We start from the raw sequence: 25,546 nt of genomic DNA, 5'->3' as shown, positions 1-25,546 counted from the left end.
AAATTTTTTACCCGTTAACGACATATCCTCCGTTAACATGGATAATTTGACCGCTGACGTAAGTGGAATCCTCACTTGCTAAATACACATACGCCGGTGCTAGTTCACTAGGCTGGCCAGCACGCCCGAATGGTGTGTCTGTGCCGAATTGGGAAACCTTTTCACTGTCAAAGGTTGATGGTATCAGTGGTGTCCAGATTGGACCTGGTGCAACACCGTTTACGCGAATTCCTTGTGTCGCTAAGGATTGTGATAGGGAGCGAGTAAAGGAAGTAATGGCACCCTTTGTTGAAGAATAATCAAGCAGTGTTTCATTCCCCTTATAGGCTGTGATAGATGTTGTATTAATAATGCTGTCACCAGACGTTAAGTGGGGAAGAGCAGCTTTTGTCAAAAAGAACATCGAGAAAATATTTGTTCGGAAAGTTCTTTCCAATTGTGTAGCAGTGATGTCCAGCAGGCTGTCCTGAGGGTGCTGCTCTGCCGCATTATTCACTAGAATATTCAAGGAACCGAAGGCACTGATTGTTTCGGCTACAACCTTTTGGCAAAAATCTTCTTCACCGACATCGCCCGCTAATGTAATGCATTTAACACCTTCTGCTTCCACTAATTCCTTCGTTTTGTCAGCATCGTCATGTTCATTTAAGTACACGATTGCGATATTAGCACCTTCTTTTGCATAATAGATTGCAACAGAACGGCCGATGCCGCTGTCACCACCAGTTATGATGGCTGTCTTACCTGTAAGCTTGCCTGAGCCTTTATAATTAGGGCTCACACTTGTTGGCAAAGGATTCATTTCACTTTCAATACCTGGCTGTTGGTTTTGATGCTGTGGGGGAAACGTTTGATTTTCCTGCTGATTGTTTGAACTCATATAAAACAACTCCTTTTCCATTTTGGTTATCTGTTGTCTATTTTTCCCTTATGGACAAGGATAAACATGGAAAATTCAGGAGACAAAAAAAACTGGCCAATAAATTGGCCAGGCATGTATTATCTGTAATTCACAAACTGTACGTCGATTGTAAGTTTTGCTTCTTTAACGGCTGCGATAATTTTTTGCAGATCATCACGGCTTTTTGCGGTTACACGGATTTGGTCATCCTGCTGTTGGCTTTTGATTTTCAAACCGCTGTTTTTGATAAGCGTATTGATGATTTTTGCATTGTCTCTGTCAATACCTTGTACCAGTTTTGCACGTTGGCGGACAGTACCACCAGATGCGCCTTCAATCTTGCCATAATCTAAGTTTTTAATAGGGATATTACGCTTGAACATTTTGCTGATTAGAACATCCTTAAGCTGCTCTAATTTATATTCATCGTCTGACAGAAGCACAAGCTCTTCCTTTTCTAATGTAATATTACTTTTGCTGCCTTTAAAATCATAGCGTGTTTGAATTTCCTTCATTGCGATTTGTACAGCGTTAGACACCTCTGCCAAATCTACCTTTGAAACAATGTCAAATGAGCTTTCTTTAGACATATTTAATACCTCCTGGTTAGTGATGGGGCTTTTCCCCATTTCCTTTTATGTCTGTATTATAGTAAAATAAATCAGTTGTAACAACTTTAGTGTGTAAATCAGTTTACGATAGATGAAAAAATCAAGGAGGACATTAACGTGGCGTTAAGAGATTACATAGGTCGTGTAGAAATACTGACGGTCGCAAGGGAAGCATCATTTGGATATTTTCTGACTCTAGAAGAAGAGGGAGAAGACGTTCTGCTTCATTTTAGTGAGACAGATCAGAAGTTTGAAATTGGGGATGAAATTCGTGTGTTTATTTATACAGATTCCCAAGGAAGAGCATGCTCAAGCACGAATATCCCATCCATTTCAGTAGGAGAATATGATTGGGTGAAGGTAGCGGATATAAAAGAAGGGCTTGGCTGCTTTTTTGATATTGGTTTGAAAAAGGACATGCTTCTTGGCGAGGATGATTTACCTGTTCATGAAGAGGTGTGGCCAGAGGTGGGAGATTTGCTCTATATTACATTAAGGGTAGACCGCAATAATTTGCTTTATGTAAAGCCTGCGACAGACCCTATCATTGAAAGCATTTCGACTAAAGCCACACGAGCTGACTATAACAAGAACATACATGGGCATATTTACCGGACTGCAAAGGTAGGCAGCTGGATTTATACTGCTGAAGGCTTTAAAGGCTTCATCCATGAATCAGAGCGTAAAATAGAGCCACGCCTTGGTGAAAAGGTTAATGGCCGAATCATTGATGTGAAGGAAGATGGAACAATCAATGTTTCGCTATTGCCTCGCAAAGAAGAAGCGCTCGATGAGGATTCAAAAACAGTGCTTGCCTATTTAGAACAAAGAAAAGGCCAGATGCCATATACTGATAAAAGCATGCCAGAGGAAATCCAAGAGAGATTTGGTATGAGCAAAGGCTCATTCAAGAGAGCGCTTGGAAGGTTAATGAAGGAAAATAAAGTCTACCAAGAAGATGGCTGGACTCATTTAAAGACGGAAGACGAATAAAAAGGAGCAGCCTTTGTGGCTGCTCCTTTCTTATAGGTGATCTGTTTTTTTGCTGTATTGATGTTTACCTTGTTTGCGGTTTTTTTCTCGAAGCTCATTTTTGTGCTCCAAGCGTGCATTATTATCATTTGGTTTTTTATTAGCATCAGAAGTATTTGACATTGTTTTTATACTCCTCCATTCATAAACTGTTCATCTACCTGAACATTAAATAGTATGACTGAAAGGAGCAGCTAGTATGCAAATACATCCATGCTGGATTGATTTGTTTTACTTGCTGTTTTGAAAGAACAAGGCAATTGTTCCTGCACCAGTATGGGAACCAACTGCTGCTCCTATCGAAGAAATATACACATCAATTGGATGGAACCGTTCCATAATGGCTTCTTTGAGTTCAGTTGCTGTCGCTAAATCGTCTGCATGGCTGATAGCGATTGTCTGTGTATCAAGGCTAACCCCGCGCTCCTCCATCACATCAAGCATACGGCGCAGAAGCTTCTTTTTGCCGCGGATTTTTTCCAATGGAACAAGCTTGCCGTCCTCAACATGAAGAAGTGGCTTAATTTGAAGTAAGCCTCCAACAAAAGCAGATGCTTTGGAAACACGGCCGCCCTTAGCCAAGTACTCTAAATCCTCGACTGTAAACAGATGCTCCATATGCTCACATACAAAGCGTGCTTGCTTCACTGCTTCTTCCAAGCCGTTACCAAGTTGTCTTTGCTTAACACATTCCTGAACAGCCAGGCCAGCACCTAATGATGCACATTTACTGTCGATAATGGAAAGCTGAAATTCAGGGTACTCCTCCTGTACTTGCTCATAAATCATTTGCGCCGTTTGGTATGTACCTGAAAGCTGGGAGGAAAAAGCAACGTAAATACCGCTTTCCCCATTTTGTGCCATTTCTGTGAAGACATCCTTAAACAAAGACGGCGAAACCTGGGAGGTTTTTGGTACTTCTCCTCTGCGAATCGCTTCATATACGGCACTAGGATTGATTGTTTTTAAGTCTTCATACTCTTTGTTTTCCAAATTTACCTTCAATGGAAATAGAATGACTTCATTATCGTCATAATAAGAGAGAGGCAGATCACAAGCGCTGTCCGCCATAATTTTATATGTCATATCTCTTCAACTTCTTTCTGTCTTTTTTCAATATAAGACTTTCATGCAGTGGAAATTATGGTAATATTGATTGCTGGTATGTATACCTATGTTTTGTTTTAATGGTGCATACCATTAGTTTATAAAATCTTATGCAAAAAAACAATGAATCCTAAAAGGTTAGGAGCAAATATAGTACTGGGGGATTAGTATGTATTGGACTTTAACAAAGAAGTTAGTCGTTGTAATTGTGGGGGCGCTTTTGAATGCTGTTGCCATGAACTTTTTCTTAATACCTGCTGATGTTTATGCAAGCGGGTTTGCTGGTGTGGCACAGCTTATTGCAAGTGTTACACCAATTACAACAGGAATATTGCTGTTTATACTGAATGTACCTATCGCCATTTTAGGCTGGATCAAGGTCGGGAAATCATTTACATGCTATAGCTTCCTTAGTGTTGCATTTATGTCTTTATTTCTGGAGCTTCTGCCGGTTCATTCCTATTCAGATGATATATTGCTGAATGCTGTTTTTGGCGGTGTTATTGCAGCTGTTGGTGTTGGGATTACTTTAAAGATTGGTGCTTCAACAGGAGGCATGGATATTGTTGCAATGATTCTTTCGCGAATGCAGGACAAGCCTGTTGGAACTTATTTTTTTACATTAAATAGTATTATCATCATAACTGCAGGCTATCTCTACGGATGGGAAAAAGCCTTATATACATTAGTGACGCTGTATGCTTCGACAAGGGTAATTGACGCGATACATACAAGGCATCAAAAGCTGACTGCAATGATTGTCACAAAAAAATCTGATGAATTAAAACTGGCAATTCATGAGAAGCTAGTGAGAGGAATAACAATGGTTCCAGCAAAAGGAGCCTTTTCCAATGAAGACAGGGATATGATGATGATTGTTGTTACACGCTATGAATTGTATGACTTGGAGAAGACCATTAAAGAGGTTGACCCGCAAGCATTTACTAACATCGTGCAAACAACAGAAATATTCGGCTTCTTCAGAAAAGAATAAAGGAGGTCGTCCCTACTGTGCTACGAGCCATATTTGCAGCAGCACTAGTACTAGCCTTATTTTCCTTTGGTGAGGCTAGGGCATTTGCCCAAGGCAATGACTTGCAGTTTAGTGTAACTGCAGAACCAAAAAAAGACTATGCAGAAATTACAATGACTGTTGCCAATAAATCCGAAAAGGATTTAAAGCTTGTTTTCTCTTCCTCACAAAAATATGAAATATCGATTAGACAAAAAGGTGGAAAAGAGGTTTACCGCTATTCGGCAAACAAGTCATTCTTGCAGGCATTGCAGGAATTAAAGCTAAAAGCTGGTGACACACATACATGGGTGGAAAAGTGGAATTATCGTAAAAGTAATGGTGAATTCGTTCCAAGCGGGGATTACGCTGTTAAGGCAACATTGTTAGGAAGAAAAAACAGCAAAGATCTGGTAACGGCCAAGGCGAGTTTAACGGTTCCAGAAAGGAATATGGTTAGCGATATAAAAACAAGTGGCCAAAAAGGTATGTACACAATTGAAGGTAAAGCTAATTCATCCCTTACCTACACAGTCGAGGATGGTCATGAGGAAATTATTTCTAAACAACCTGTAGTTGTCGGTGAAAAAGGGAGCTTTAAGCTGAAGCTTGTAATCAAAGAAGCAAGCTTACCAAAGAATGGCACACTTATCCTTTATTTTCAGGATGAAGATGGAAAAATAAGTGATCCTGTTATTCTTGAAAAATTCCCTTCATAAGGATACAGCCCTCAAAAGTGAGGGCTGCTTTTACTTTTATTAACGGGTTTCTAGCTGCTCAAGCTCCTTTTGCAAATCTGACAGCTGTTCTTGTTCAGCACTTGTCGTATTTGCATAGGCAGAGCTTAGTGCATTTTTGGCGATGGCAATCATTCTTTCTGAATCACGACCATCAGACATTTTTGCCAATTCTACTGCTTGTCTAGCTTCTTGAAATAATCGGTTGCCCATTTATATTCCTCCGTGAGTGTCCTTAGAGTTGCCCATCTTATAGCTTTCGGCCTCTGCATATGTCATATGATAAGGGATACGTTCATCATGCTTAGATACTGAGTCTACACCCTGTTGCACAAAGCGTTTTGATTTATTTCGTTTTCCCATAACAAGTAATCCCTCCGCAAAGTCATATTTTTAAAATGGACGAAGCACAACCATTTGCCTTTAGAGCTAAAGGCAGTGTGATCATTTTCAAAAGGAAACAGCTGCAAACTGCTTCTTTCCATAGTATTGGTCATTGGCCTGATTAAATAGGCGGTAATGTTAACCAAAAAAAAAGAGCCGAAAACGCGACTCTTTTTTTATCATAGTGCCTTTAAATCTAAATAATCGTTCAAGAAGACAGCAATGCCATCTTGTTCATTTGTCAATGTAATATGGTTCGCTCGTGATTTAAGCTCCTGCAAGCCATTGCCCATTGCAACCCCAACACCTGCATATTCAATCATCTCAAAATCATTATCCTCATCACCAAAAGCAATGATATTCTTTTGCGGGATATGATAAAAATCAGAAACCTTTTGCAAACCTATCGCTTTGCTTAGGCCTGTCCTGACAATTTCAATAATATGATAAGGGTCTCCCCAGCGGCGGTGATCAATTAAATCAGCGTGAACATCAGATAAATGCTTGCGAATGCGTACTACATCCTTTTCCTCAGCATGGATGAGCAGGCATGTTGGTGATGCTTCCAAAAATTCCATTAGATTTCCTGTTGTTGTTTTCGGATTTCCTAATGAAAAGATGTCGAGCAATTTATCATCATGATAGTGAAAATACACATCATCGATTACTTCTGCAATGATATTATGGTAGTCAAATTCACTGCATGCTTCCACAATTTCCTTTACAGTTGAAATATCTAAAGGAGAATGGTATATGCCCCATTCCTTAGAGCGGGGATGATGAATGAAAGCACCGTTAAAATTAACAATAGGTGTATCTAAATTAAGTTCTTTATAAATAGCTTCACTTGCTCGATAAGGTCTTCCAGTTGCAATCATTACAATATGACCGGCTTCTTTTGCCTTTTCAATCACTTTTTTTGTTAAAGGGGAAATTGTCTTATCGTTTTTAAGTAATGTTCCATCAAGGTCTAGAGCAATCAGATGTTTTTCTGTCATAATTTCTCCTTATCGTTTAGTAATATTATTTATAAAAAGTTGATGGTCATAACCACCAGCTTCTTAAGTAACATGCTTAGTAAATAGAAAGAGTTCATGATAAACTAAATATTGCTATTATATACATATCGTACATCAATGCAATATATGCATTTATTGTAATAGACAAGTGTTAAGGTTCTATAAAGAACTTGTATAGCTGAAAATTAAAATTAGAAGCAGGCTTACTTGCTTGCTTATCTATTATGTTAACTCAACAAAAATGAATTTACAAAAAAATATAGCTAAGGGAGGCATACAAATGATTATTATCGAAAAAATAAATATAAAAGATATACCTGTTTTGCATATTGTCGCACAAGAAAATATTGATAAGCCCCTTCCTTTTATTCAATTTATTCATGGCTTCACAAGTGCAAAGGAGCATAATCTCCATTTTGCCTATAATTTAGCAGAAAAAGGTTTTCGGGTTGTCCTGCCTGATGCCATGTATCACGGTGAAAGAGACACAGGTCTTACAGGAATGAAGCTGAATCTTCAGTTTTGGGATATTGTTCTAAAAACAATTGAAGAAATTGAGCTTATCAAAAATTATTTTGAGAGTAAGAAGCTTATTCAAATAGGCCAGATTGGCCTCGTCGGTACAAGCATGGGAGGAATTGTTACTTTAGGAGCATTAAGCCGTTACCCATGGATTAATACTGCTGTTTGTCTTATGGGAATGCCTTATTATGAGCAGTTTGCCAATTACACCATTCAGGAAGTGAAAGAACGGGGCTATGATGTGCCACTTACTGAAGCGGAAATCAATAACCTGCTGCAAAAATTAAGGGAGCTTGATTTAAGTAAACAGCCTGAAAAGCTCGATAACAGACCATTGATGTTTTGGCATGGTAAAAAGGATGAAGTGGTTCCATATAAGTATTCCCGTCAGTTTTATGAAACCATTCTGCCATTATACGAAGAAACACCAGAGAACCTATTTTATATAACAGAAGAAAATACAGGACATAAAGTAAGCAGAAAAGCGATGCTAAAAACGATAGACTGGTTTACAGAGTTTCTGCAGGCAGATAAAGCCCTATAGGTGATTTCCCTGATTTATTGATATTTCCTAATCGAATTCTTTTAATCTAGACTACATCTCTGTTATGATAAGAAGGAACAATATAGGAAATTTTAGGGTCAGGCAGATCCGTTATATAGAAGAGTTGATAAGGAGTGGATAAAATGGAAGAAGCATTAAAAGATAATATTATGGGTGCGTTAGAGCTTGTCATCGATCCAGAATTAGGTGTAGATATTGTTAATCTTGGTCTTGTATATGACCTTGAGTTGAATGATGCTGGTGTATTGACTGTAACGATGACATTGACTGCGATGGGCTGCCCGCTAGCAGGAGTTATCGTTGATCAGGTGAAAACTGCTGTTACAGACATACCTGAAGTAAAGGAAACAGAAGTGAATATCGTCTGGACTCCACATTGGACAAAGGACAGAATGTCCAGATATGCAAAAATTGCATTAGGTGTGCAATAAAAGTAAGTAAGGGAGACTTTTCTTCCTTACTTACTTTTATTTTCGGAATATTCAGCTATGTTTCAGGAGGTGAATGACAACATGAAGGACTTACTTAATAGACCGCTGAGGGATTTGCGTATAAGTGTAATTGACCGCTGTAACTTCCGGTGCAGTTATTGTATGCCTGCCGAAATATTTGGGGAGGATTATGCTTTTCTCCCAAAAGAAGAGTTGCTTTCCTTTGAAGAATTGGAGAGGCTGGCAAAGGCCTTTGTATCGCTCGGTGTCGAAAAAATCCGCCTGACAGGTGGTGAGCCTTTGCTTCGCAAAGACCTCCATCTGCTTATTGAAAGGCTTGTCCACATCGATGGTTTGCATGATATTGCCTTAACAACAAATGGCATATATCTACCACGATATGCACTTGCCCTTAAAAATGCCGGTTTAAAACGTGTTAACATAAGCTTGGATAGCTTAAATGATGAACTTTTCGGTCAGATGAACGGAAGGAATGTTCGCACGAATCCTGTCAAAAAAGGAATCGAAGCAGCTAAAAATGCCGGTCTTGGTGTAAAAATAAATATGGTAGTTAAAAAAGGGCTGAACGAGTCGGAAATTATTCCAATGGCGAAGTTTTGCCTGGAAGAAAATATTGAGCTTCGTTTCATTGAGTATATGGATGTTGGCAGCACAAATGGCTGGAAGCTGGATGAAGTTGTGTCGAAGAAGGCTATTATTGATTTATTGAAAACAGAATTTGAGTTAATGGAAGCAGAGCCTGATTATTATGGAGAAGTGGCCAAAAAATATTTATATAAAGACACGAGCACTTATGTAGGCTTTATTACATCTGTGACAGAATCCTTTTGTTCAAGCTGTACGAGATCAAGGATTTCAGCAGACGGGAAATTATACACATGTCTGTTTAATGGGAAGGGCCATGACTTAAAGCATTTTATTCGTAATGGTGTTACAGACCAGGAAGTCTTGAATTATATTAAGGGAGTTTGGCAAAAGCGCGCTGACAGATATTCTGATTTGCGGACAGAAGAAACAAGTAGAAGTAAGAGTAAAATAGAGATGTCCTATATCGGCGGGTAGAGAAGAGGGGTTGTAATGGTTGAAAAAAGAACACCGCTGGCGGTGGCAGATGCAGTACAAAAAGTAATGGAGCATAAGCTGGAAGGACAGCAGGAATTCGTTTCGATCTTTGACAGCTGTGATCGTTTCTTAAGTGAAGATTTGAAAGCAGACCATGATGTCCCAAGGTTTGACAGGTCTGCGTATGATGGATATGCAGTGAAATCAGAGGATTTGGCTGACTGTTCGAAAGAAAACCCGCTCCGTTTGAAAGTGATTGACGAAATAGGTGCAGGCTATGTTTGCAACAAAAGCGTCGGCAGGTTTGAAGCTGTTCGAATTATGACAGGAGCAATGCTGCCTCCAGACTGTGATGCAGTTGTGATGCTAGAGGATGTAATCGAAGCATCAACACTTGATGACAAACATATTACCATTAGCAAGCCTGTACTCAAAGGAGAAAACCTTTCCTTTAAAGGGGAGGATGTACAAGCAGGTGCTGTTCTTGTTAAAAAAGGGACAAAAATAAATCCCGGAATTGTAGCATTGCTCGCAACATTTGGCTATGAACAAGTACCAGTTGCAAAAAAGCCTATAATTGGAGTATTTGCAACAGGAAGTGAATTATTGGAGGTACATGAAGAGCTCGAGGAAGGTAAAATCAGAAATAGTAATGCCTATATGGTAATGGCTCAAATAAAGCAAGCTGGAGCAGAAGCAGTCTATTTTGGTAAGCTTGCAGACGTACTGGACGAAAGCTATCAAGCTATGAAAAAAGCAATGGACACGGTGGATATTTTGTTGACTACAGGCGGAGTTTCAGTGGGAGACTATGACCTGCTGCCAGATATTTACCGAAAATTAGGTGCTGAAGTATTATTTAACAAGATTGCAATGCGTCCTGGAAGTGTAACGACGGTCGCTGTGTTAGATGGAAAGCTGTTGTTTGGACTGTCAGGAAACCCGTCGGCATGCTTTGTTGGCTTTGAACTTTATGCAAGACCAATCATCCGAACGATGTTGTTTTCAGAAAAGCCACATTTAACGACAGCTTCCGCCATTCTGAAAGAGGATTTTCCAACAACAAATGCATTCACAAGATTCATTAGAAGCCGTGCTGTCCTTGCAGATGGTGTCCTTTATACAGGACCAAGCGGCACAGATAAATCAAGTATCGTCAGCAGTATTGCTAACGCCAATGCCTTAACAATCCTTCCAGGAGGCATTAATGGATTTAAAAAGGGTGAGCAGGTTCAAGTAATCCTGCTTGATGATAGTGCTAACACCTATTAATGAGCGAAAACACCTGTTTAGGTGTTTTTTTTATTTGCAAAAAAGATGGGCAAGACAACACGGTGATACATATCATTAGTAAAGAAAATAGAAAATTAATTCTTTTTTGAAAAACGGTTGATTTTATAATGCTAAGTTTTTATAATAAGAGAATCGAATATTAATATTTATAAATAAAAATGATTAAATATACAGAACTTCCTGTAGAAGGAGGAAATGATGAAAGCTGCAATTATTGGTACAACTGGATACGGGGGAGCTGAATTAATGAGGGTTTTAGCAAATCACCCTGAATTTTCTATTCACTCTGTCCATACAACAAGAGATGAAGTTCCTGTATGGAATGAATATCCCCATCTGTATAGCATCGTCGAAAATAAATTAGAAAAGGTAGATTCTGAGGCTATTGCAGCAAATTGTGATGTTGTTTTTTTTGCTACTCCATCTGGTGTATCAAGCAAGCTGATAAGCGAGTTTGCTGATAAACAAATAAAGATTGTTGATTTATCGGGGGATATGCGCCTCCGTAACTTGGATGATTATCAAACATGGTATAAGAAACAGCCTGCTCCTAAAGAGGTGGTAAACAAGTTTGTTTACGGACTTTCTGAATGGAATAAGGAAAATATTGCAACAGCAGATTGGTTATCAAACCCAGGCTGTTATCCGACTGCAACATTGCTTGGATTAGCTCCTGTTATTAAAGAAGATATTGTTAAGCCGGATAGTATCATTATCGATGCGAAATCAGGCATTTCTGGTGCAGGCAGGACACCTTCAAGGGGAACGATGCTTGCTGAAATGAATGAAAATTTGAAAATCTATAAAGTAAATGAGCATCAGCATATACCAGAAATTGAACAACAGTTAACAGACTGGAATGCTTCGATAGGACCTGTTACTTTTTCAACTCATTTGCTTCCTGTTAACAGAGGCATCATGGCGACAATATACGCTTCCTTACAAAAGGAAAGCACGATAGAGCAGGTTCACACGCTGTTTATGGATGCATATAAAGACAAACCTTTTGTACGTGTAAGACCAATAGGTAATTTCCCTTCCATTAAGGAGGTTAGTGGCTCCAATTATTGCGATATCGGCTTACAACTCGACGAAAGAACAGGAAGGCTCACAATTATAGCAACAATTGATAATTTAATGAAAGGCGCTGCAGGGCAAGCAGTACAAAATGCGAATATTATGTTTGGCATCGACGAATGTACAGGCTTGAATTTTGTGCCTATGTATCCATAAGGAGGAGTATTCATGCAGGTTGTATCAAAAGGGGAGCAAACCTTTGAAATAAAAGAAGTTCCAGATGGCAGCATTGTTTCACCATCAGGTTTTAAGGCAGCAGGTTTACACGCAGGGCTGCGCTACAATAAAAAGGATTTGGGTGCGATTGTTAGTGAGGTGCCTGCAAGCTGTGCAGCAGTTTACACGATGAGCCATTTCCAAGCAGCACCGCTAAAGGTGACACAGGCTTCCATTAAGGCAGAGAATCTCATCCAAGCAGTCGTTGTAAACAGTGCTTGTGCAAATGCCTGCACAGGAGAAAAAGGCTTACAGGACGCTTATCAAATGAGGAAATTACTGGCTGAACATCTTGAAACAAAACAGGAGTATGTAGCTGTTTCCTCAACAGGTGTAATTGGTGAGTTCCTGAAAATGGATAAGATTGAAGCAGGAATTAATCAGCTAGTGTTTGGTAATGAAAAGGCAGATGCAGACAGTTTTCAAGAGGCTATCTTAACGACAGATTTAGTGATGAAAAAATGCTGTTTCACTGCTGAAATCGGAGGAAAGACAGTTACCATTGGCGGTGCTGCAAAGGGATCAGGCATGATCCATCCGAATATGGCAACAATGCTCGGCTTTCTGACAACAGATGCGAATATTTCTTCAGATGTTTTGCAAAAGGCATTGAGCACAGTTATCCCGACATCTTTCAACCAGATTACAGTTGACGGAGATACTTCTACAAATGATACAGTCCTTGTTTTGGCTAACGGTTATGCTGAAAATGAAGAGCTGACGTTAGAGCATCCTGACTATCCTGTTTTTGTGGAATTGCTGTCTGTGGCATGTGAGAGTCTTGCAAAGCAAATAGCAAAAGATGGTGAAGGAGCTACAAAATTAATTGAAGTGAATGTGAAGGGCTGTAAAACAGAGGAAGAAGCAAGAATCATTTCAAAACAGATTGTCGGTTCGAATCTTGTTAAAACAGCTATGTATGGCTCAGATGCTAACTGGGGAAGAATCATTACCGCAATCGGGCAAACAAATACAGATGTAAATCCAGGGTCTGTCGATATTGCAATCGGTCCGATCACGATGTTGAAAAACAGTGAACCACAATTGTTTTCAGAAGATGACGCTATTGCATATTTAAATAAAGATTATATCCAAGTTCATGTTGATTTGCATAACGGAAACGAGAGTGGAACAGCATGGGGCTGCGATTTGTCCTATGATTATGTAAAAATCAATGCAAGCTATAGAACATAGGGGTGTCTTAAGAGAATGAAGACAATACTTATTAAATGCGGGGGAAGTGTGATTGACCAGCTTTCCGAAGGGTTCTTTTCCAGTATAAAAAAACTGCAGCACGACGGCTTCCATATCATTTTTGTTCACGGGGGCGGACCAGATATAAATGAAATGCTCGATTTATTATCTGTAAAGGCAGAGTTTCACAATGGTTTACGTAAAACGACGGAAGAAGCACTTGCCGTTGTCGAGATGGTTTTGTCAGGCAAAACGAACAGGAAGCTAGTTGATTTATTAAGGAAAAATGATCTTTATGCAGTTGGAATTAACGGGACGGATGATAACTGCTTGCAGGCAAGTATGATTGATGAAGAAAATCTTGGTTATGTCGGCAATGTAGAGGAAGTTAATAATAAACTTATCATACGCTTATTAGAAGAAGGCTATATCCCTGTTTTAACTCCACTGGGAATAACAGAGGATGGGATTAAGCTAAATATAAATGCAGATTATGCAGCATCAGCCGTTGCAAAGAGCTTAAAGGTTGAACAATGCTTATTTATAACAGATGTTGACGGCATTATGATAGACGGTGAGGTTGCCAGTCTAATAGGGAAAGAGGAAGTGCTGCAGTATATAGAGGAAGGGCAAATTACAGGTGGTATGGTACCGAAAGTAACTTCAGCACTTGCAGCTATCGATAGTGGATTGAACAGTGCCATGATTGTATCAGGCAAAAAGGAATTTTATTCAGCTGAAATATGGAACGGAACAAAAATTGTAGCGAATGAGAGGTTATATAAATGAGTCATTTATTTCCGACTTACTCCAAATGGGAGATTGAGCCAGCATCAGCAAAAGGAAGCTATATGTTCAGTACAGAAGGAAAAAAATATTTAGATCTTACAGCAGGAATTGGTGTTTGCAATCTTGGTCATTGCCACGACGAGGTTAAGGCAGCAGTCGAAGCACAACTCGACAAGTTTTGGCATGTTTCTAATTTATTTCCTGTAGCAATACAGGAAAAAGCAGCATCAGCCTTAGCAACTGCAAGCGGCATGGAAGCAGTATTTTTTGCTAACAGTGGTGCAGAGGCAAATGAAGGAGCGATCAAGCTTGCTAGAAAAGCAACTGGCAAAACAAAAATTATCACTTTCGAGCAGTCATTTCATGGCAGAACCTTTGCGGCAATGTCTGCAACAGGTCAAGATAAGATTAAGCAAGGATTTGGTCCAATGCTCGAAACATTTGTAAATGTGCCGTTTAATGATCTGGAAGCATTAAAAGCAGAGCTGACAGAAGATGTGGCAGCAGTCATGCTTGAAGTCGTGCAGGGAGAAGGCGGCATCCATGTTGCGAACGTAGAGTTTCTGAAAGAGACAGAAGCTTTATGTAAGAGTGTAGGAGCGCTGTTGATTATTGATGAGATACAAACTGGAATCGGCAGAACAGGTAAACCATTTGCATTTCAGCATTTTTCCTTAAATCCAGATATCATTACATCAGCTAAAGGATTAGCGAATGGGATTCCCGTTGGGGCAATTGCTGCAAAAAAAGAATTGGTAGAGTTTTTCGGTCCTGGCAGTCATGGCACAACATTTGGCGGTAATCCACTAGCGATGGCAGCAGCTTGTAAAACAATGGAGATTATTTTTGAAGAGAGCTTCTTAGACGAAGTTGGCAAGAAAAGTGAGTTTTTAATCAGTTTATTACAAGAAAAACTGAAAGCAAACACAGCTGTAAAGGAAGTCCGTGGATTAGGACTTATCATTGGAATAGAGCTTGAGCTTCCTGTAGCAAATATACTTGCTGAGTTGAGAGAAGCAGGATTAATTGTCCTGAATGCCGGAGAAAAGGTAATTCGCTTGCTGCCAAGTTTAAATATAACAACAGATGAATTAAAGGAAGCTGTAACCATAATAGAGAATAAATTGAATATTTACAGTAATATTGCAATATAAGCTGTATTTTTTTACATTCTAATGTATAATTATAAGAAATTTACGATAAATATACATGGATTATCGAGGTGTGCTAAAGATGGAAGGATATTTACATTTAAGCAATGGAAAGAAATATAAAGGCGAATTTGCTACAAAGGCAAGTGAAACACTTTGTGGAGAGATTGTCTTTTTTACAGGAATGACAGGATATCAGGAGGTTTTAACAGATCCCTCCTATAAAGATCAAATCATTGTCTTTACGTATCCCCTTATTGGGAACTATGGAATCAACAAAGAAGATTTTGAGAGCAAAAAGCCGCATGTTAAAGGTGTTATCGTCTATGAAGCAAATATGCAGGCACACCATTATCAGTCCCAATATTCTCTTGCTGAATATCTGGAAAAATGGAACATCCCTTTGTTGAGCCATGTTGATACAAGATCGATCGTGAAAAACATTCGCCAGGAAGGTTCCATGCCAGCTATCCTTTCGACTGATGAAAATGTAGCTAAGGAAGACTTCTTATTAGTTAAGGATGCAAAGGTGCCAAAGGTGTCAGAGAAGATACATCAATCCTACGGTGACGGTAAATATCATATCGTGTTAATTGATTTCGGGAAGAAGGAAAGCATGCTTGATGGACTTGTAGAAAGAGGCTGCAAAGTTACCGTTGTCCCGTACAACACAACATTTGATGAAGTAAAAGGCTTAAAGCCACATGGAATCCTGCTGTCAAATGGACCTGGAGATCCTAAGGAGCTAACAGATGTACTGCCTGCAGTAAAGCTGTTAATCCAGCATTACCCTACATTAGGAATTTGTCTTGGCCATCAGCTTGCTGCACTTGCACTCGGCGGTGACACGACAAAGCTTTCGTTTGGACATCGAGGCGCAAATCATCCAGTGTTTGATAAGCGCAATAATAAAGTAATTATGTCATCACAAAATCACAGCTATGTTGTGGAGGAGGAAAGCCTTGCGAATACTGGCTGTGAAGCGAGATTCTTTAACCTTCATGATAATTCGGTGGAAGGATTGACACATAGTGTATATCCTTTGCAGACAGTTCAGTTCCATCCGGAAGCAAATCCTGGACCATCAGAAGGACAATATATATTTGATGAATTTATAGAAAATGTTAAAGCTAACAGTGGGAGAGTATTTGCATATGCCTAAAGACAACAGTATTAAAAAAATATTAGTAATCGGTTCAGGACCAATTGTAATCGGTCAAGCGGCAGAATTTGACTATGCAGGTACACAAGCATGTATGGCGTTAAAGGAGGAGGGTTATCAGGTTATCCTAGTCAACAACAATCCGGCTACGATAATGACAGACCAGACCTTTGCAGACTCCATTTATTTCGAACCACTCACTCCAGATGTGTTGGAAATGATTATTGCCAAGGAAAAACCAGATGGCTTGCTTGCTACTTTGGGTGGGCAAACTGGTTTAAACCTTGCTTTCCAATTGAGCGAACAGGGAATTCTTGAAAAGTACAATTTGAAATTGTTAGGAAGCTCCATTGAATCAATCAAAAAGGGAGAGGACCGTGAGGCATTTCGCCAGCTTATGTATGAACTAAATGAACCTGTGCCTGAAAGCAAAGTTGTTCATTTAGTTGATGAAGCAGTTGAATTTGCAGAAGAGATTGGTTTCCCAATCATTGTGCGACCTGCCTATACATTAGGAGGAACAGGCGGAGGAATCGCTGACAGCATGGAGGAATTCACGAAGCTTGTCAGCGGCGGTCTGAAGGAAAGTGCGATTGGACAGTGTCTTGTGGAAAGAAGTATTGCCGGCTTCAAAGAGGTGGAGTATGAAGTAATGCGTGACAGCATGAATACATGTATCACGATTTGTAATATGGAAAACATCGACCCAGTCGGTATTCATACAGGGGACAGCATTGTTGTTGCTCCTTCGCAAACATTGACAGATGTGGAATATCAAATGCTTCGCTCTGCTTCGATTAAAATTATCTCTGCTTTAGGAATTATCGGCGGCTGTAATATTCAGTTTGCTCTAGATCCAAACAGCAAGAAGTATTACTTAATCGAAGTGAATCCAAGGGTCAGCAGATCATCAGCCCTTGCATCAAAGGCGACAGGCTACCCAATTGCCAGAATGGCAGCGAAATTAGCGGTTGGTTATACACTGAATGAAATTATAAATCCTGTAACAGGCGATACATTTGCAAGCTTTGAGCCAGCACTTGATTATGCGGTCGTTAAATTCCCAAAATGGCCGTTTGATAAGTTCCCAACCGTTGCAAGAAAGCTGGGTACACAGATGAAGGCAACAGGGGAAGTAATGGGAATTGACCGGAATATAGAAAGAGCACTTTTAAAAGCAATTCGTTCATTAGAAATCAAAGGTAATGATTTACGTATTCCAGGAATTGCTGCTTTGAGTACAGAGCAACTGTACGCAAAAGCAAAGGACCAGACAGACGAAAGATTTTTTGTTTTGATCGAACTGCTTCGCAGAGGGGAAACAATGGAGGCAATTCATCAATTAACGAAAATCGACTTATTCTTCCTACAGATTTTCAATAGACTTGTTGCGATGGAAAAGGATATACTCGCAGCTACGCTTGAAACAGTAGAGCAAAAATCGCTTCAGCTTTGGAAGGAAAAAGGCTTTAGTGATGAATTTTTGGCAAGTGCTTGGAGCTGTACGGAACTGGATGTGCGCAATAAGCGTAAAGATCTGGACATTTTACCTGTATACAAAATGGTAGATACATGTGCAGCAGAATTTGAGGCAAAAACAAATTATTACTACTCTACTTATTTTGGGGAAAATGAACAGACAGAAAGCAGCAAGAGAAAAGTGCTTGTTGTCGGGAGCGGACCGATTCGTATAGGTCAAGGAATTGAATTTGATTACTGTTCTGTACATGGAGTATTTGCGTTAAAACAGGAAAATATTGAAACAATCATTATAAATAATAATCCAGAAACAGTAAGCACTGACTTTGCGACAGCAGACAGACTGTATTTTGAACCGCTGACAATTGAAGATATTATGAATGTAGTAGATTCAGAGGGAATTAAAGAAGCGATTGTGCAGCTTGGCGGGCAGACTGCAATCAATGTAGCAAAGGGATTAGAAGAGCATGGTGTTAAAATACTCGGCACAAACAGTCAAACAATTGATGTGCTAGAAGACAGAGAGCTATTCTATCAAATGCTTGATGAAGAAAGCATTCCTCATATTGAAGGAGATATCGCTTTTAATGAATCAGGTTTGCTTGCTTCTGTTAATAAATTGTCATACCCAGTTTTAATTAGACCATCCTATGTCATTGGCGGAAAAGGGATGGAAAGAATTAATAATGATAATGACTTAAAGGCATATTTGCAGACAGATATTCCTTATCCAGTCCTTGTTGATCAATTTTTGGAGGCATTTGAAGCAGAACTAGACTTGGCAGCAGATGGAGAAAATATTTGTGTACCTGCAATCATGGAGCACATTGAAAAAACTGGTGTTCATTCTGGTGACAGCTTGTCTATTCTTCCAGCTCAAACCCTTTCTGATTCAGTGAAAGCGAAAATGCTGACATATGCGAAGAAGATTGTTGGGAACACAGGCTATAAAGGCCTTATGAACATCCAATATATCATTGATGGCGAAAACGTCTTTGTATTAGAAGTAAATCCAAGAGCGAGCAGAACGGTTCCGATTGTCAGCAAGGTTACTGGGGTGCAATTAGTTCAAATTGCGACAAAAATATTGCTTGGGAAATATAATTTGTCAGAAGAGGAAAAGACCTTCACAGAGGACATAGACTTTGTCTGCATTAAATATCCTGTCTATTCAAATTATGCCTTGAAGGGGCTTGATTCAAAGGTTGGTCCGGAAATGAGATCAACTGGTGAAGGAATTGCCTTGGCAAATACACTTGAAGAAGGCTTGAAGAAGGTGTTCCATCCAACCTTGAAAAAAGTCGAATCCAAACAAATTGTCATAAAATCTGACAATTTCGACATTTCCTTAAAGCAAAAAGCAGAAGCTGCTGGCCTTGTAGTAAAAACAGCAGAGGAAGCTTCCGCATTGCTGGCTGAGGAACAAACAGTTGCCTTTTATAACCCGTTAAATGGCGAAGAAGATAAGCTTCTTCGTGAAACAGCAACAAGAAATCGTATTATCACATTTACACAACAGGAAAGCTTAGAAGCATTTATTGCATCCTTTAAAGCAGATTCCATTACTGTTCAATCCATTAATGATTGGCATAAAACGTTTAGAAAGGACGTGAGCACCGTATGATAGCAGCATCTGTAGACCTTAAAGGCAAGGATTTGCTAACCCTTGCTGAATATTCTCCAGAAACTATAAGAGAGTTAGTTCAAAAAGCGAAGGAAATGAAGGAAGCTTATTTAAACGGAGAAATAATCGCACCATTAAAAGGGAAAACACTCGGAATGATTTTTGAGAAATCATCAACTAGAACAAGAGTGTCCTTTGAAACTGGAATGTTTCAGCTCGGTGGTCAGGCACTTTTCCTAAGCTCTCGTGATTTACAAATCGGAAGAGGCGAGCCTGTTTCTGATACTGCGAAAGTATTATCACAATATGTTGATGCAATTATGATCAGAACATTTGCTCACGAGACAGTTGAGGAATTAGCAGAACATGCGACAATCCCTGTTATTAATGGCTTAACAGACCTTCATCATCCATGCCAAGCGCTGGCTGATTTGCTGACAATCCTTGAAGTGAAAGGTACATTAAAAGGATTAAAGCTTGCTTATATCGGTGACGGAAATAATGTCGCACACTCCTTGTTAATAGCATGTGCAAAGGTTGGAATGGATGTAGCTGTTGCAACACCGCCAAGCTATGCACCGAATGAGGAAATTGTATCACTAGCTAAAGGCTTTGCAGATGCAAGCGGCAGCACAATCTCCATTACTAATGATCCGATTGAGGCAGTAACAAATGCAGATGTCATCTACGCAGATGTATGGACCAGCATGGGCCAAGAAGAGGAAAACGAGCAAAGACTTAAAGACTTTGCAGGATTCCAAGTCAATAAAGAACTCGTGGCACACGCTAAAGCTGATTACATGTTCCTTCATTGCCTGCCAGCACACAGAGAAGAGGAAGTAACAGCCGAAATCATTGACGGACCAAACTCCTACGTTTTCCAAGAAGCAGGAAACAGAATGCATGCTCAAAAAGCATTGCTTGTGGAATTATTGGGTTAAATTATTAATGAAGAGCCTTTTGATAGGCTCTTTTTTATTTAGTATCGCCTTAAAAACAAAAATAATCAGCCGAAAATGAGTCAATAATTTCCGTTATTAGCTTTGAAAAAAAGGAAATAATAAATAGTGCAGTTCATGGTAAGAAACAAGGCTGTGGATCTTTAAAGCTGAGGAGGGTTTATATGGGACAGAATAGACAGTTTCGACCAGGGCAAAAAGCTCCAAATAATGGTGTATATATAGAAATCGGCGAAACAGGAAGTAATGTAAATAATCCCCAAAAACTAAAGTTAAAAGCTGGAGATCGTTTCCCAGAAACATCAAACCATAACCGCCTTTGGTCATACCAAAGAAGGCCATAAGCTTGGGGTTTAGCCAAGCTTCTTTGGAAAAAAAAGATGCCATCCGATGATTCGGGTGGCTTTACATATGGGTAAGAAATATTATAATAAAGATAAAGGTCAAAAATGGTCAAAAGAGGTGACTTTTTATGAATCCAGAAATCATGACGGAAAGAGTCCAGCAGGCTTTTACCGATGCTCAGGCACTTGCGCAAACCGAAAACCATCAAGAAATAGATGATATTCATTTATTCTTGGCAATTCTAGAGCGCCCAGACAATCTTCTTTCATCTGTATTGGAAAAACTCAATAAGGATACAGCTAAGTTTAAGCAAAAGTTAGTAGAAGAGATGAACAAAAAGCCCAAAGTCTCAATCAGTGGTAATCAACAAAGTACCATATATATAACAAATATACTTCAACAATTATTGACAGAGGCAGAAAAGGAAAGGGAGCAGTGGGATGACGATTATCTTTCTGTCGAGCATATCCTGCTTGCTGCATTTTCCGTTCCTAATTCTGCAGTGGGTAAGCTGTTCAATAAAATCGGCATAAACAGTCAGGGATTCAGAATAACAATAAAAGATATAAGGGGGAGCCAAAGAGTGACTAGCAAAAATCCAGAAGCAACGTACGATGTCCTTTCTAAATATGGCAGGGATCTTGTAGCAGATGTGAAGGAAGGGAAATTAGACCCTGTTATTGGCAGGGATAACGAAATAAGACATGTAATCAGAATCCTTTCAAGGAAAACAAAAAATAATCCTGTTTTAATCGGAGAGCCGGGTGTCGGAAAGACTGCAATCGTAGAAGGGCTTGCCCAGCGAATTGTCAGGAAGGATGTTCCAGAAGGTCTTAAGGATAAGATAATCTTCTCGTTAGATATGGGTGCCCTTATTGCAGGGGCTAAGTTTAGAGGAGAGTTTGAAGAAAGGCTTAAGGCAGTATTGCAAGAGGTGAAAAACAGTGAGGGCAGGATTATCCTGTTTATTGACGAGCTTCATACGATTGTCGGTGCCGGAAAAACAGATGGAGCAATGGATGCAGGAAATATGCTGAAACCTATGCTTGCAAGAGGAGAGCTTCATTGTATTGGAGCGACAACTCTTGACGAGCACAGACAATATATTGAAAAGGATCCGGCATTAGAGCGAAGATTCCAGCAGGTATTAGTTTCGGAGCCAACTGTTGAGGATACTGTTTCCATCATTAGAGGGCTAAAGGAAAGATTCGAAATACATCATGGTGTCTCCATACAAGACAGGGCAATTATTGCTGCAGCCACATTATCTGACCGCTATATTACAGACAGGTTTTTGCCTGACAAAGCTATTGATTTAATCGATGAGGCTTGTGCGATGATTAGGACAGAAATTGACTCTATGCCAATTGAAATTGATGAACTGACCCGTAGAATTATGCAGCTTGAGATTGAAGAAGCGGCATTAAAAGGGGAAGAGGATCCACTTAGCAAGGAAAGACTGCTTGTAATAAGCAAGGAACTCTCTGATTTACGGGAAAAAGCAAATGCACTTCATGCTAAATGGCAGCTAGAGAAAGAGGGACTTAATAAGGTTCAAGCTAAAAAAGAAGAGCTGGAAAGAAAACGCAGGGAATTAGAGGATGCTGAAAATAATTATGATTTGAATAAAGCCGCAGAACTAAGACACGGCAGTATTCCTCACTTGGAGAAAGAATTGCAGCAGCTTGAAGAACAGGCAGCTACAAAGAAAAGTGAACGATTGCTGAGAGAAGAAGTAACAGAGGAGGAAATTTCTGCGATTGTAGCAAGATGGACAGGAATCCCAGTTACGAAGCTTTTGGAGAAGGAAAGAGAGAAGCTGCTTCGTCTTGAAAGTATTTTGCATGAACGAGTAGTTGGTCAAAAAGAGGCTGTTCAGCTTGTCAGTGATGCGGTATTAAGAGCAAGAGCTGGAATAAAAGATCCGAACAGGCCAATTGGTTCCTTTCTATTTCTAGGGCCAACAGGTGTTGGGAAAACAGAGCTTGCGAAAGCATTAGCATCTAGTTTGTTTGACAGTGAAGAACAAATTATTCGCATTGACATGTCTGAATACATGGAAAAACATGCTGTATCCCGTTTAATTGGAGCACCTCCAGGGTACGTTGGTTACGAAGAAGGTGGACAATTGACAGAGGCGATCAGAAGAAAACCGTATAGTGTTGTCTTGCTGGATGAAGTGGAGAAAGCACATCCAGAAGTGTTCAATATCCTTCTGCAAGTACTTGATGATGGCAGAATAACAGACTCACAAGGAAGGGTTGTTGACTTCAAAAATACGGTTATCATTATGACGTCTAATATCGGTTCACACCTGCTTCTTGAAAGCAAGGAAGCAGATGCTATACCAGAAACAATAAAAGCTGGTGTAATGGACCAGCTGAAAGGACATTTCCGTCCTGAGTTCTTGAATAGAATTGATGAAATTATCTTGTTTAAGCCACTTTCTTTAACAGAAATAAAAGAAATTGTTCTAAAGCTTATCAGCCAATTGCAAAGCAGACTTTCTGACCAGCAAATTGATATAAGCATGACAGACCGTGCTAAAGAATATATCGCGGTTAATGGCTTCGACCCAGTATTTGGGGCAAGGCCGCTCAGACGGTTCCTGCAAAGGACAGTCGAAACAGTGCTGGCTAGAGAGCTTATTGCAGAAAAGATAACAGCAAATGACCATGTAGAAATAGATGCTGGTGAAGCTGGAATTTTCATCACGAAAAAATAAGCAAATAAAAAGGGTGAAAGCTTAACGCTTTCACCCCATAATACTCACTGATAATTAGTGAGAGCCTTCCTCATGACTCGGTTCGTTTGGCAATACAGCTGCCAAAAGGAAAATGACGATAGAAAATACAGCCGCTAACACAACTCCCGTTGAGAAGCTGTAAGTTGTTCCGTTCATAGAGCTAATAACGTATGTAAGCATTTGCGCTAAAAGGAATGTCCAAAAAATCGTAATAATATACCGCATACAATCACCTCACACTAATATTCAATCTGTTCTAATAGTATCATACAGGACTAAAATAATAAATCATATATCCACTCCTTTTTTTACTTTCATGGCAAAAAGAAAGCGAATTCTAATAACTGCATCAGTTAAAACATTAAAAATTGGGCAAACTCCCTTACATTTTGTTCGATTGGTCATACATTAGTAAGAGAAATAACTAAAAAGGAGTTTTTAGATATGGAGAACCGGAACTTCCAACTGGATACCGAATGGAATATGATACATTATCCAACACAGCAGCCTAACGGTTTCGGTATCTTAATCATTGGTGATGACAGACATTTTGTTGATGCTAATAATAGTTTTTGGGTTCAAAATGAAGGCAAAAAATCAATTATCGACTCATTGAGAAATGAAGGGTATACGATTTTTTACTCTAATCTTTACGGCAAGAATTGGGGAAGTGAAAGATCTATCATGATGGCGAAACGCCTGTATGAGCATATGATTCGCTCAGAAATACTCAATCCGAAGATTCACTTGATTGCAGAAGGAATGGGAGCGTTGGTTGCAATAAAACTCATGATGGAAATGAAAGAAAATATTCGTTCCGTTGTGTTATTTAATCCAATCCTGTCCTTAAACGAGCATCTTGAGGAAGAAAAGGAACATAAATTTTTCTTTAAGAAGCTTTGCAAGGAAATTGCATCCGCCTACGACAAAAACGCTAAGTTCATACCGGATTTCATCAAGGAAATGAAAGAGCATCAGCTAGAGGAAGCGGGAACTCCATCCAAAATCATCCATATTCTCCATAATGGCAAGTCTTATTACCAATCCCAACTTTTAAAGGAAAGAACTAGAAAATGGGATCAAGAGCAACTGCCAATCTTCGTATCTTATGTTCTCCCAGAGAAAAGGAGCGCTATTCCTAGACAAATTATCCGCTTTTTCAAACAATATGAAAAAAACCTCTAAAATTTTTGCCATTAGAGGAGGCTAAAGCGAAATAAAGCTTTGGCCTCTTTTTCCTTTTACTGAACATTTGGTGTTTATCATGAACAGATGCTTAACTGCATAAGATACAATATTGAACATCGAGGAGGCTTCTCAATGGAAAATGCAGTGATTTTCGGGACATACCAATTTATAGGGTTTCATCTTTGCCGTTCCCTATTGGAAGAAGGAGAAGCGGTTTATGGAATATCTTATCCGAATGTGGAAATCAAGGATATAGAGGATAAAAGGCTGGAGATAGGACGGAATGCAAATTACCAAGAAATAAGCTGGGAAGACAAAACTGCATTCGAAAGTGGAAAAATTATATACGATTGCTATGATTTATCAAAAAGCAAACAAATTGTGGAACGTATCAAAAGTGATGTACTGCAGGAACAAACTGTACAGCAGCTAAAAAGGCATAACCAAGAACTGATCTTTCTAGGTAATATCTTAGAATTTGCAGAGCATGCAGAAAATTTATACTCCCTATTGGAACAGCAAGGTTTGCCTTACAGAGCCATTTACTTTCCGACCTTGTTTGGACCATGGCAGCCAAATGAGTTTTTGTTTGCGCAGCTCCTTGAAGGCAATGAAGAGGTAGTAATAAGCGAAAAGGAATATAGGGAGGATGCGATTTTTGTAGCAGATGCTATACTTTCTGTAAAAGAGCTGCTCGTAAAGAACAGCGAAAGATACATTTTTTTAAGAAGCGGCTTAAAGGATCAATGGCAGCAATGCCAGGAAGCGATAAGGGAGCTAGCAGTCGACATTCCGAGCTATGCGATTCCTCCATTGCTACAATCTTATGGTGTAGCCAGTACAAACAGTAACGCAGAAAACTTGGAAATGCAAAGAAGACATATTAAGATGTATAAGTAGTAGTATGATAGTTTCGTAT

Annotated in this window: 26 protein-coding genes; 18 read left to right on the top strand and 8 right to left on the bottom strand. The window is 39.4% G+C overall.

Translation table 11 applies throughout. The features are described 5' to 3' along the window. Window positions 1-7: 7 nt before the first annotated feature. Window positions 8-880 carry an SDR family oxidoreductase gene (locus tag EM808_RS03710; protein ID WP_127736015.1) on the bottom strand — a complete coding sequence of 291 codons (873 nt, stop codon included), beginning with the start codon at window positions 878-880 and terminating at the stop codon, window positions 8-10. 119 nt (window positions 881-999) lie between these two features. After that, the gene (locus EM808_RS03705; protein WP_127736012.1) at window positions 1,000-1,491 is read right to left on the bottom strand and encodes a YajQ family cyclic di-GMP-binding protein; all 492 of its coding nucleotides are present in this window, start codon (window positions 1,489-1,491) and stop codon (window positions 1,000-1,002) included. 138 nt (window positions 1,492-1,629) lie between these two features. Between EM808_RS03705 and EM808_RS03700 the strand changes: the two genes are divergently transcribed. Further along, window positions 1,630-2,505: a CvfB family protein gene (locus EM808_RS03700; RefSeq protein ID WP_127736009.1), complete on the top strand. Its 876-nt coding sequence runs from the start codon at window positions 1,630-1,632 to the stop codon at window positions 2,503-2,505. 30 nt (window positions 2,506-2,535) lie between these two features. Here EM808_RS03700 and EM808_RS03695 read toward each other — a convergent pair whose 3' ends face one another. Both EM808_RS03695 and EM808_RS03690 read right to left on the bottom strand, forming a co-directional pair. Next, entirely contained in the window at window positions 2,536-2,667 is a 132-nt protein-coding gene (locus tag EM808_RS03695) for a DUF3941 domain-containing protein (RefSeq protein ID WP_127736007.1), read from the bottom strand. A 108-nt stretch (window positions 2,668-2,775) separates the two neighbouring features. Beyond that, complete coding sequence (locus tag EM808_RS03690; RefSeq protein ID WP_127736004.1) at window positions 2,776-3,630, bottom strand: DegV family protein; 855 nt, start codon at window positions 3,628-3,630, stop codon at window positions 2,776-2,778. Window positions 3,631-3,820: 190 nt separating this feature from the next. Here EM808_RS03690 and EM808_RS03685 point away from each other — a divergent pair, with 190 nt between their 5' ends. Both EM808_RS03685 and EM808_RS03680 read left to right on the top strand, forming a co-directional pair. Further along, window positions 3,821-4,645, top strand: coding sequence for a YitT family protein (locus EM808_RS03685; RefSeq protein WP_127736001.1), 825 nt, complete (start codon window positions 3,821-3,823; stop codon window positions 4,643-4,645). A 17-nt stretch (window positions 4,646-4,662) separates the two neighbouring features. Then, the gene (locus EM808_RS03680; RefSeq protein ID WP_127735998.1) at window positions 4,663-5,382 is read left to right on the top strand and encodes a BsuPI-related putative proteinase inhibitor; all 720 of its coding nucleotides are present in this window, start codon (window positions 4,663-4,665) and stop codon (window positions 5,380-5,382) included. 39 nt (window positions 5,383-5,421) lie between these two features. Here the strand turns inward: EM808_RS03680 and EM808_RS03675 are convergent, their stop codons facing one another. The 3 genes from EM808_RS03675 to EM808_RS03670 form a co-directional block, all read right to left on the bottom strand. After that, on the bottom strand, window positions 5,422-5,613 hold the full coding sequence (locus tag EM808_RS03675) for a DUF3813 domain-containing protein (RefSeq protein WP_127735995.1): 192 nt from the start codon (window positions 5,611-5,613) through the stop codon (window positions 5,422-5,424). Beyond that, window positions 5,614-5,763 (bottom strand): hypothetical protein, encoded by a 150-nt coding sequence (locus tag EM808_RS28460; protein WP_164849564.1) that lies wholly within the window; start codon window positions 5,761-5,763, stop codon window positions 5,614-5,616. Between the two features lie 200 nt (window positions 5,764-5,963). Then, window positions 5,964-6,782, bottom strand: a complete 819-nt coding sequence (locus tag EM808_RS03670) for a Cof-type HAD-IIB family hydrolase (protein ID WP_127735992.1) — start codon at window positions 6,780-6,782, stop codon at window positions 5,964-5,966. Window positions 6,783-7,083: 301 nt separating this feature from the next. On the opposite strand from EM808_RS03670, the gene yjfP reads away from it, so the two are divergent. The 13 genes from yjfP (at window position 7,084) to clpB (ending at window position 23,418) form a co-directional block, all read left to right on the top strand. Beyond that, window positions 7,084-7,869 (top strand): esterase, encoded by a 786-nt coding sequence (gene yjfP, locus EM808_RS03665; RefSeq protein ID WP_127735989.1) that lies wholly within the window; start codon window positions 7,084-7,086, stop codon window positions 7,867-7,869. Between the two features lie 143 nt (window positions 7,870-8,012). Beyond that, window positions 8,013-8,321: a metal-sulfur cluster assembly factor gene (locus EM808_RS03660; RefSeq protein WP_127735986.1), complete on the top strand. Its 309-nt coding sequence runs from the start codon at window positions 8,013-8,015 to the stop codon at window positions 8,319-8,321. Window positions 8,322-8,402: 81 nt separating this feature from the next. Continuing rightward, the gene (moaA, locus tag EM808_RS03655) at window positions 8,403-9,404 is read left to right on the top strand and encodes a GTP 3',8-cyclase MoaA (RefSeq protein ID WP_213084029.1); all 1,002 of its coding nucleotides are present in this window, start codon (window positions 8,403-8,405) and stop codon (window positions 9,402-9,404) included. Window positions 9,405-9,419: 15 nt separating this feature from the next. Continuing rightward, window positions 9,420-10,676, top strand: coding sequence for a molybdopterin molybdotransferase MoeA (locus tag EM808_RS03650; protein ID WP_127735980.1), 1,257 nt, complete (start codon window positions 9,420-9,422; stop codon window positions 10,674-10,676). 219 nt (window positions 10,677-10,895) lie between these two features. Continuing rightward, window positions 10,896-11,930, top strand: a complete 1,035-nt coding sequence (argC, locus tag EM808_RS03645) for an N-acetyl-gamma-glutamyl-phosphate reductase (protein WP_127735977.1) — start codon at window positions 10,896-10,898, stop codon at window positions 11,928-11,930. 12 nt (window positions 11,931-11,942) lie between these two features. Next, the gene (gene argJ, locus EM808_RS03640; RefSeq protein WP_127735974.1) at window positions 11,943-13,184 is read left to right on the top strand and encodes a bifunctional ornithine acetyltransferase/N-acetylglutamate synthase; all 1,242 of its coding nucleotides are present in this window, start codon (window positions 11,943-11,945) and stop codon (window positions 13,182-13,184) included. 15 nt (window positions 13,185-13,199) lie between these two features. Beyond that, the gene (argB, locus tag EM808_RS03635) at window positions 13,200-13,973 is read left to right on the top strand and encodes an acetylglutamate kinase (RefSeq protein ID WP_127735971.1); all 774 of its coding nucleotides are present in this window, start codon (window positions 13,200-13,202) and stop codon (window positions 13,971-13,973) included. Beyond that, the gene (locus EM808_RS03630) at window positions 13,970-15,127 is read left to right on the top strand and encodes an acetylornithine transaminase (RefSeq protein ID WP_127735968.1); all 1,158 of its coding nucleotides are present in this window, start codon (window positions 13,970-13,972) and stop codon (window positions 15,125-15,127) included. The genes argB and EM808_RS03630 overlap by 4 nt, the downstream gene beginning before the upstream one ends. 79 nt (window positions 15,128-15,206) lie before the next feature. Beyond that, window positions 15,207-16,286, top strand: coding sequence for a carbamoyl phosphate synthase small subunit (locus tag EM808_RS03625; RefSeq protein ID WP_127735965.1), 1,080 nt, complete (start codon window positions 15,207-15,209; stop codon window positions 16,284-16,286). Further along, entirely contained in the window at window positions 16,279-19,389 is a 3,111-nt protein-coding gene (locus EM808_RS03620) for a carbamoyl phosphate synthase large subunit (RefSeq protein WP_127735962.1), read from the top strand. Before EM808_RS03625 ends, EM808_RS03620 begins: the two co-directional genes overlap by 8 nt. Beyond that, entirely contained in the window at window positions 19,386-20,330 is a 945-nt protein-coding gene (gene argF / locus EM808_RS03615; protein WP_127735959.1) for an ornithine carbamoyltransferase, read from the top strand. Before EM808_RS03620 ends, argF begins: the two co-directional genes overlap by 4 nt. Before the next feature lie 182 nt (window positions 20,331-20,512). Next, on the top strand, window positions 20,513-20,692 hold the full coding sequence (locus tag EM808_RS03610) for a YjzC family protein (protein WP_127735956.1): 180 nt from the start codon (window positions 20,513-20,515) through the stop codon (window positions 20,690-20,692). Window positions 20,693-20,820: 128 nt separating this feature from the next. Further along, entirely contained in the window at window positions 20,821-23,418 is a 2,598-nt protein-coding gene (gene clpB, locus EM808_RS03605; RefSeq protein WP_127735953.1) for an ATP-dependent chaperone ClpB, read from the top strand. Window positions 23,419-23,472: 54 nt separating this feature from the next. Here clpB and EM808_RS03600 read toward each other — a convergent pair whose 3' ends face one another. After that, window positions 23,473-23,664 carry a YjzD family protein gene (locus EM808_RS03600; protein ID WP_127735950.1) on the bottom strand — a complete coding sequence of 64 codons (192 nt, stop codon included), beginning with the start codon at window positions 23,662-23,664 and terminating at the stop codon, window positions 23,473-23,475. 219 nt (window positions 23,665-23,883) lie between these two features. On the opposite strand from EM808_RS03600, the gene EM808_RS03595 reads away from it, so the two are divergent. Together EM808_RS03595 and EM808_RS03590 are read left to right on the top strand one after the other, a co-directional pair. Next, window positions 23,884-24,624 carry a lipase family protein gene (locus EM808_RS03595; protein WP_127735947.1) on the top strand — a complete coding sequence of 247 codons (741 nt, stop codon included), beginning with the start codon at window positions 23,884-23,886 and terminating at the stop codon, window positions 24,622-24,624. 135 nt (window positions 24,625-24,759) lie between these two features. Further along, on the top strand, window positions 24,760-25,527 hold the full coding sequence (locus tag EM808_RS03590; RefSeq protein WP_127735944.1) for a hypothetical protein: 768 nt from the start codon (window positions 24,760-24,762) through the stop codon (window positions 25,525-25,527). Window positions 25,528-25,546: the final 19 nt, after the last annotated feature.

The organism is Niallia taxi, from assembly GCF_004005475.1.
Classification (GTDB): Bacteria; Bacillota; Bacilli; order Bacillales; family Cytobacillaceae; genus Niallia; species Niallia taxi.
The sequence above is the reverse complement of the archived record's forward strand: the minus strand, read 5'-3'. Positions and strand labels throughout refer to the sequence as shown.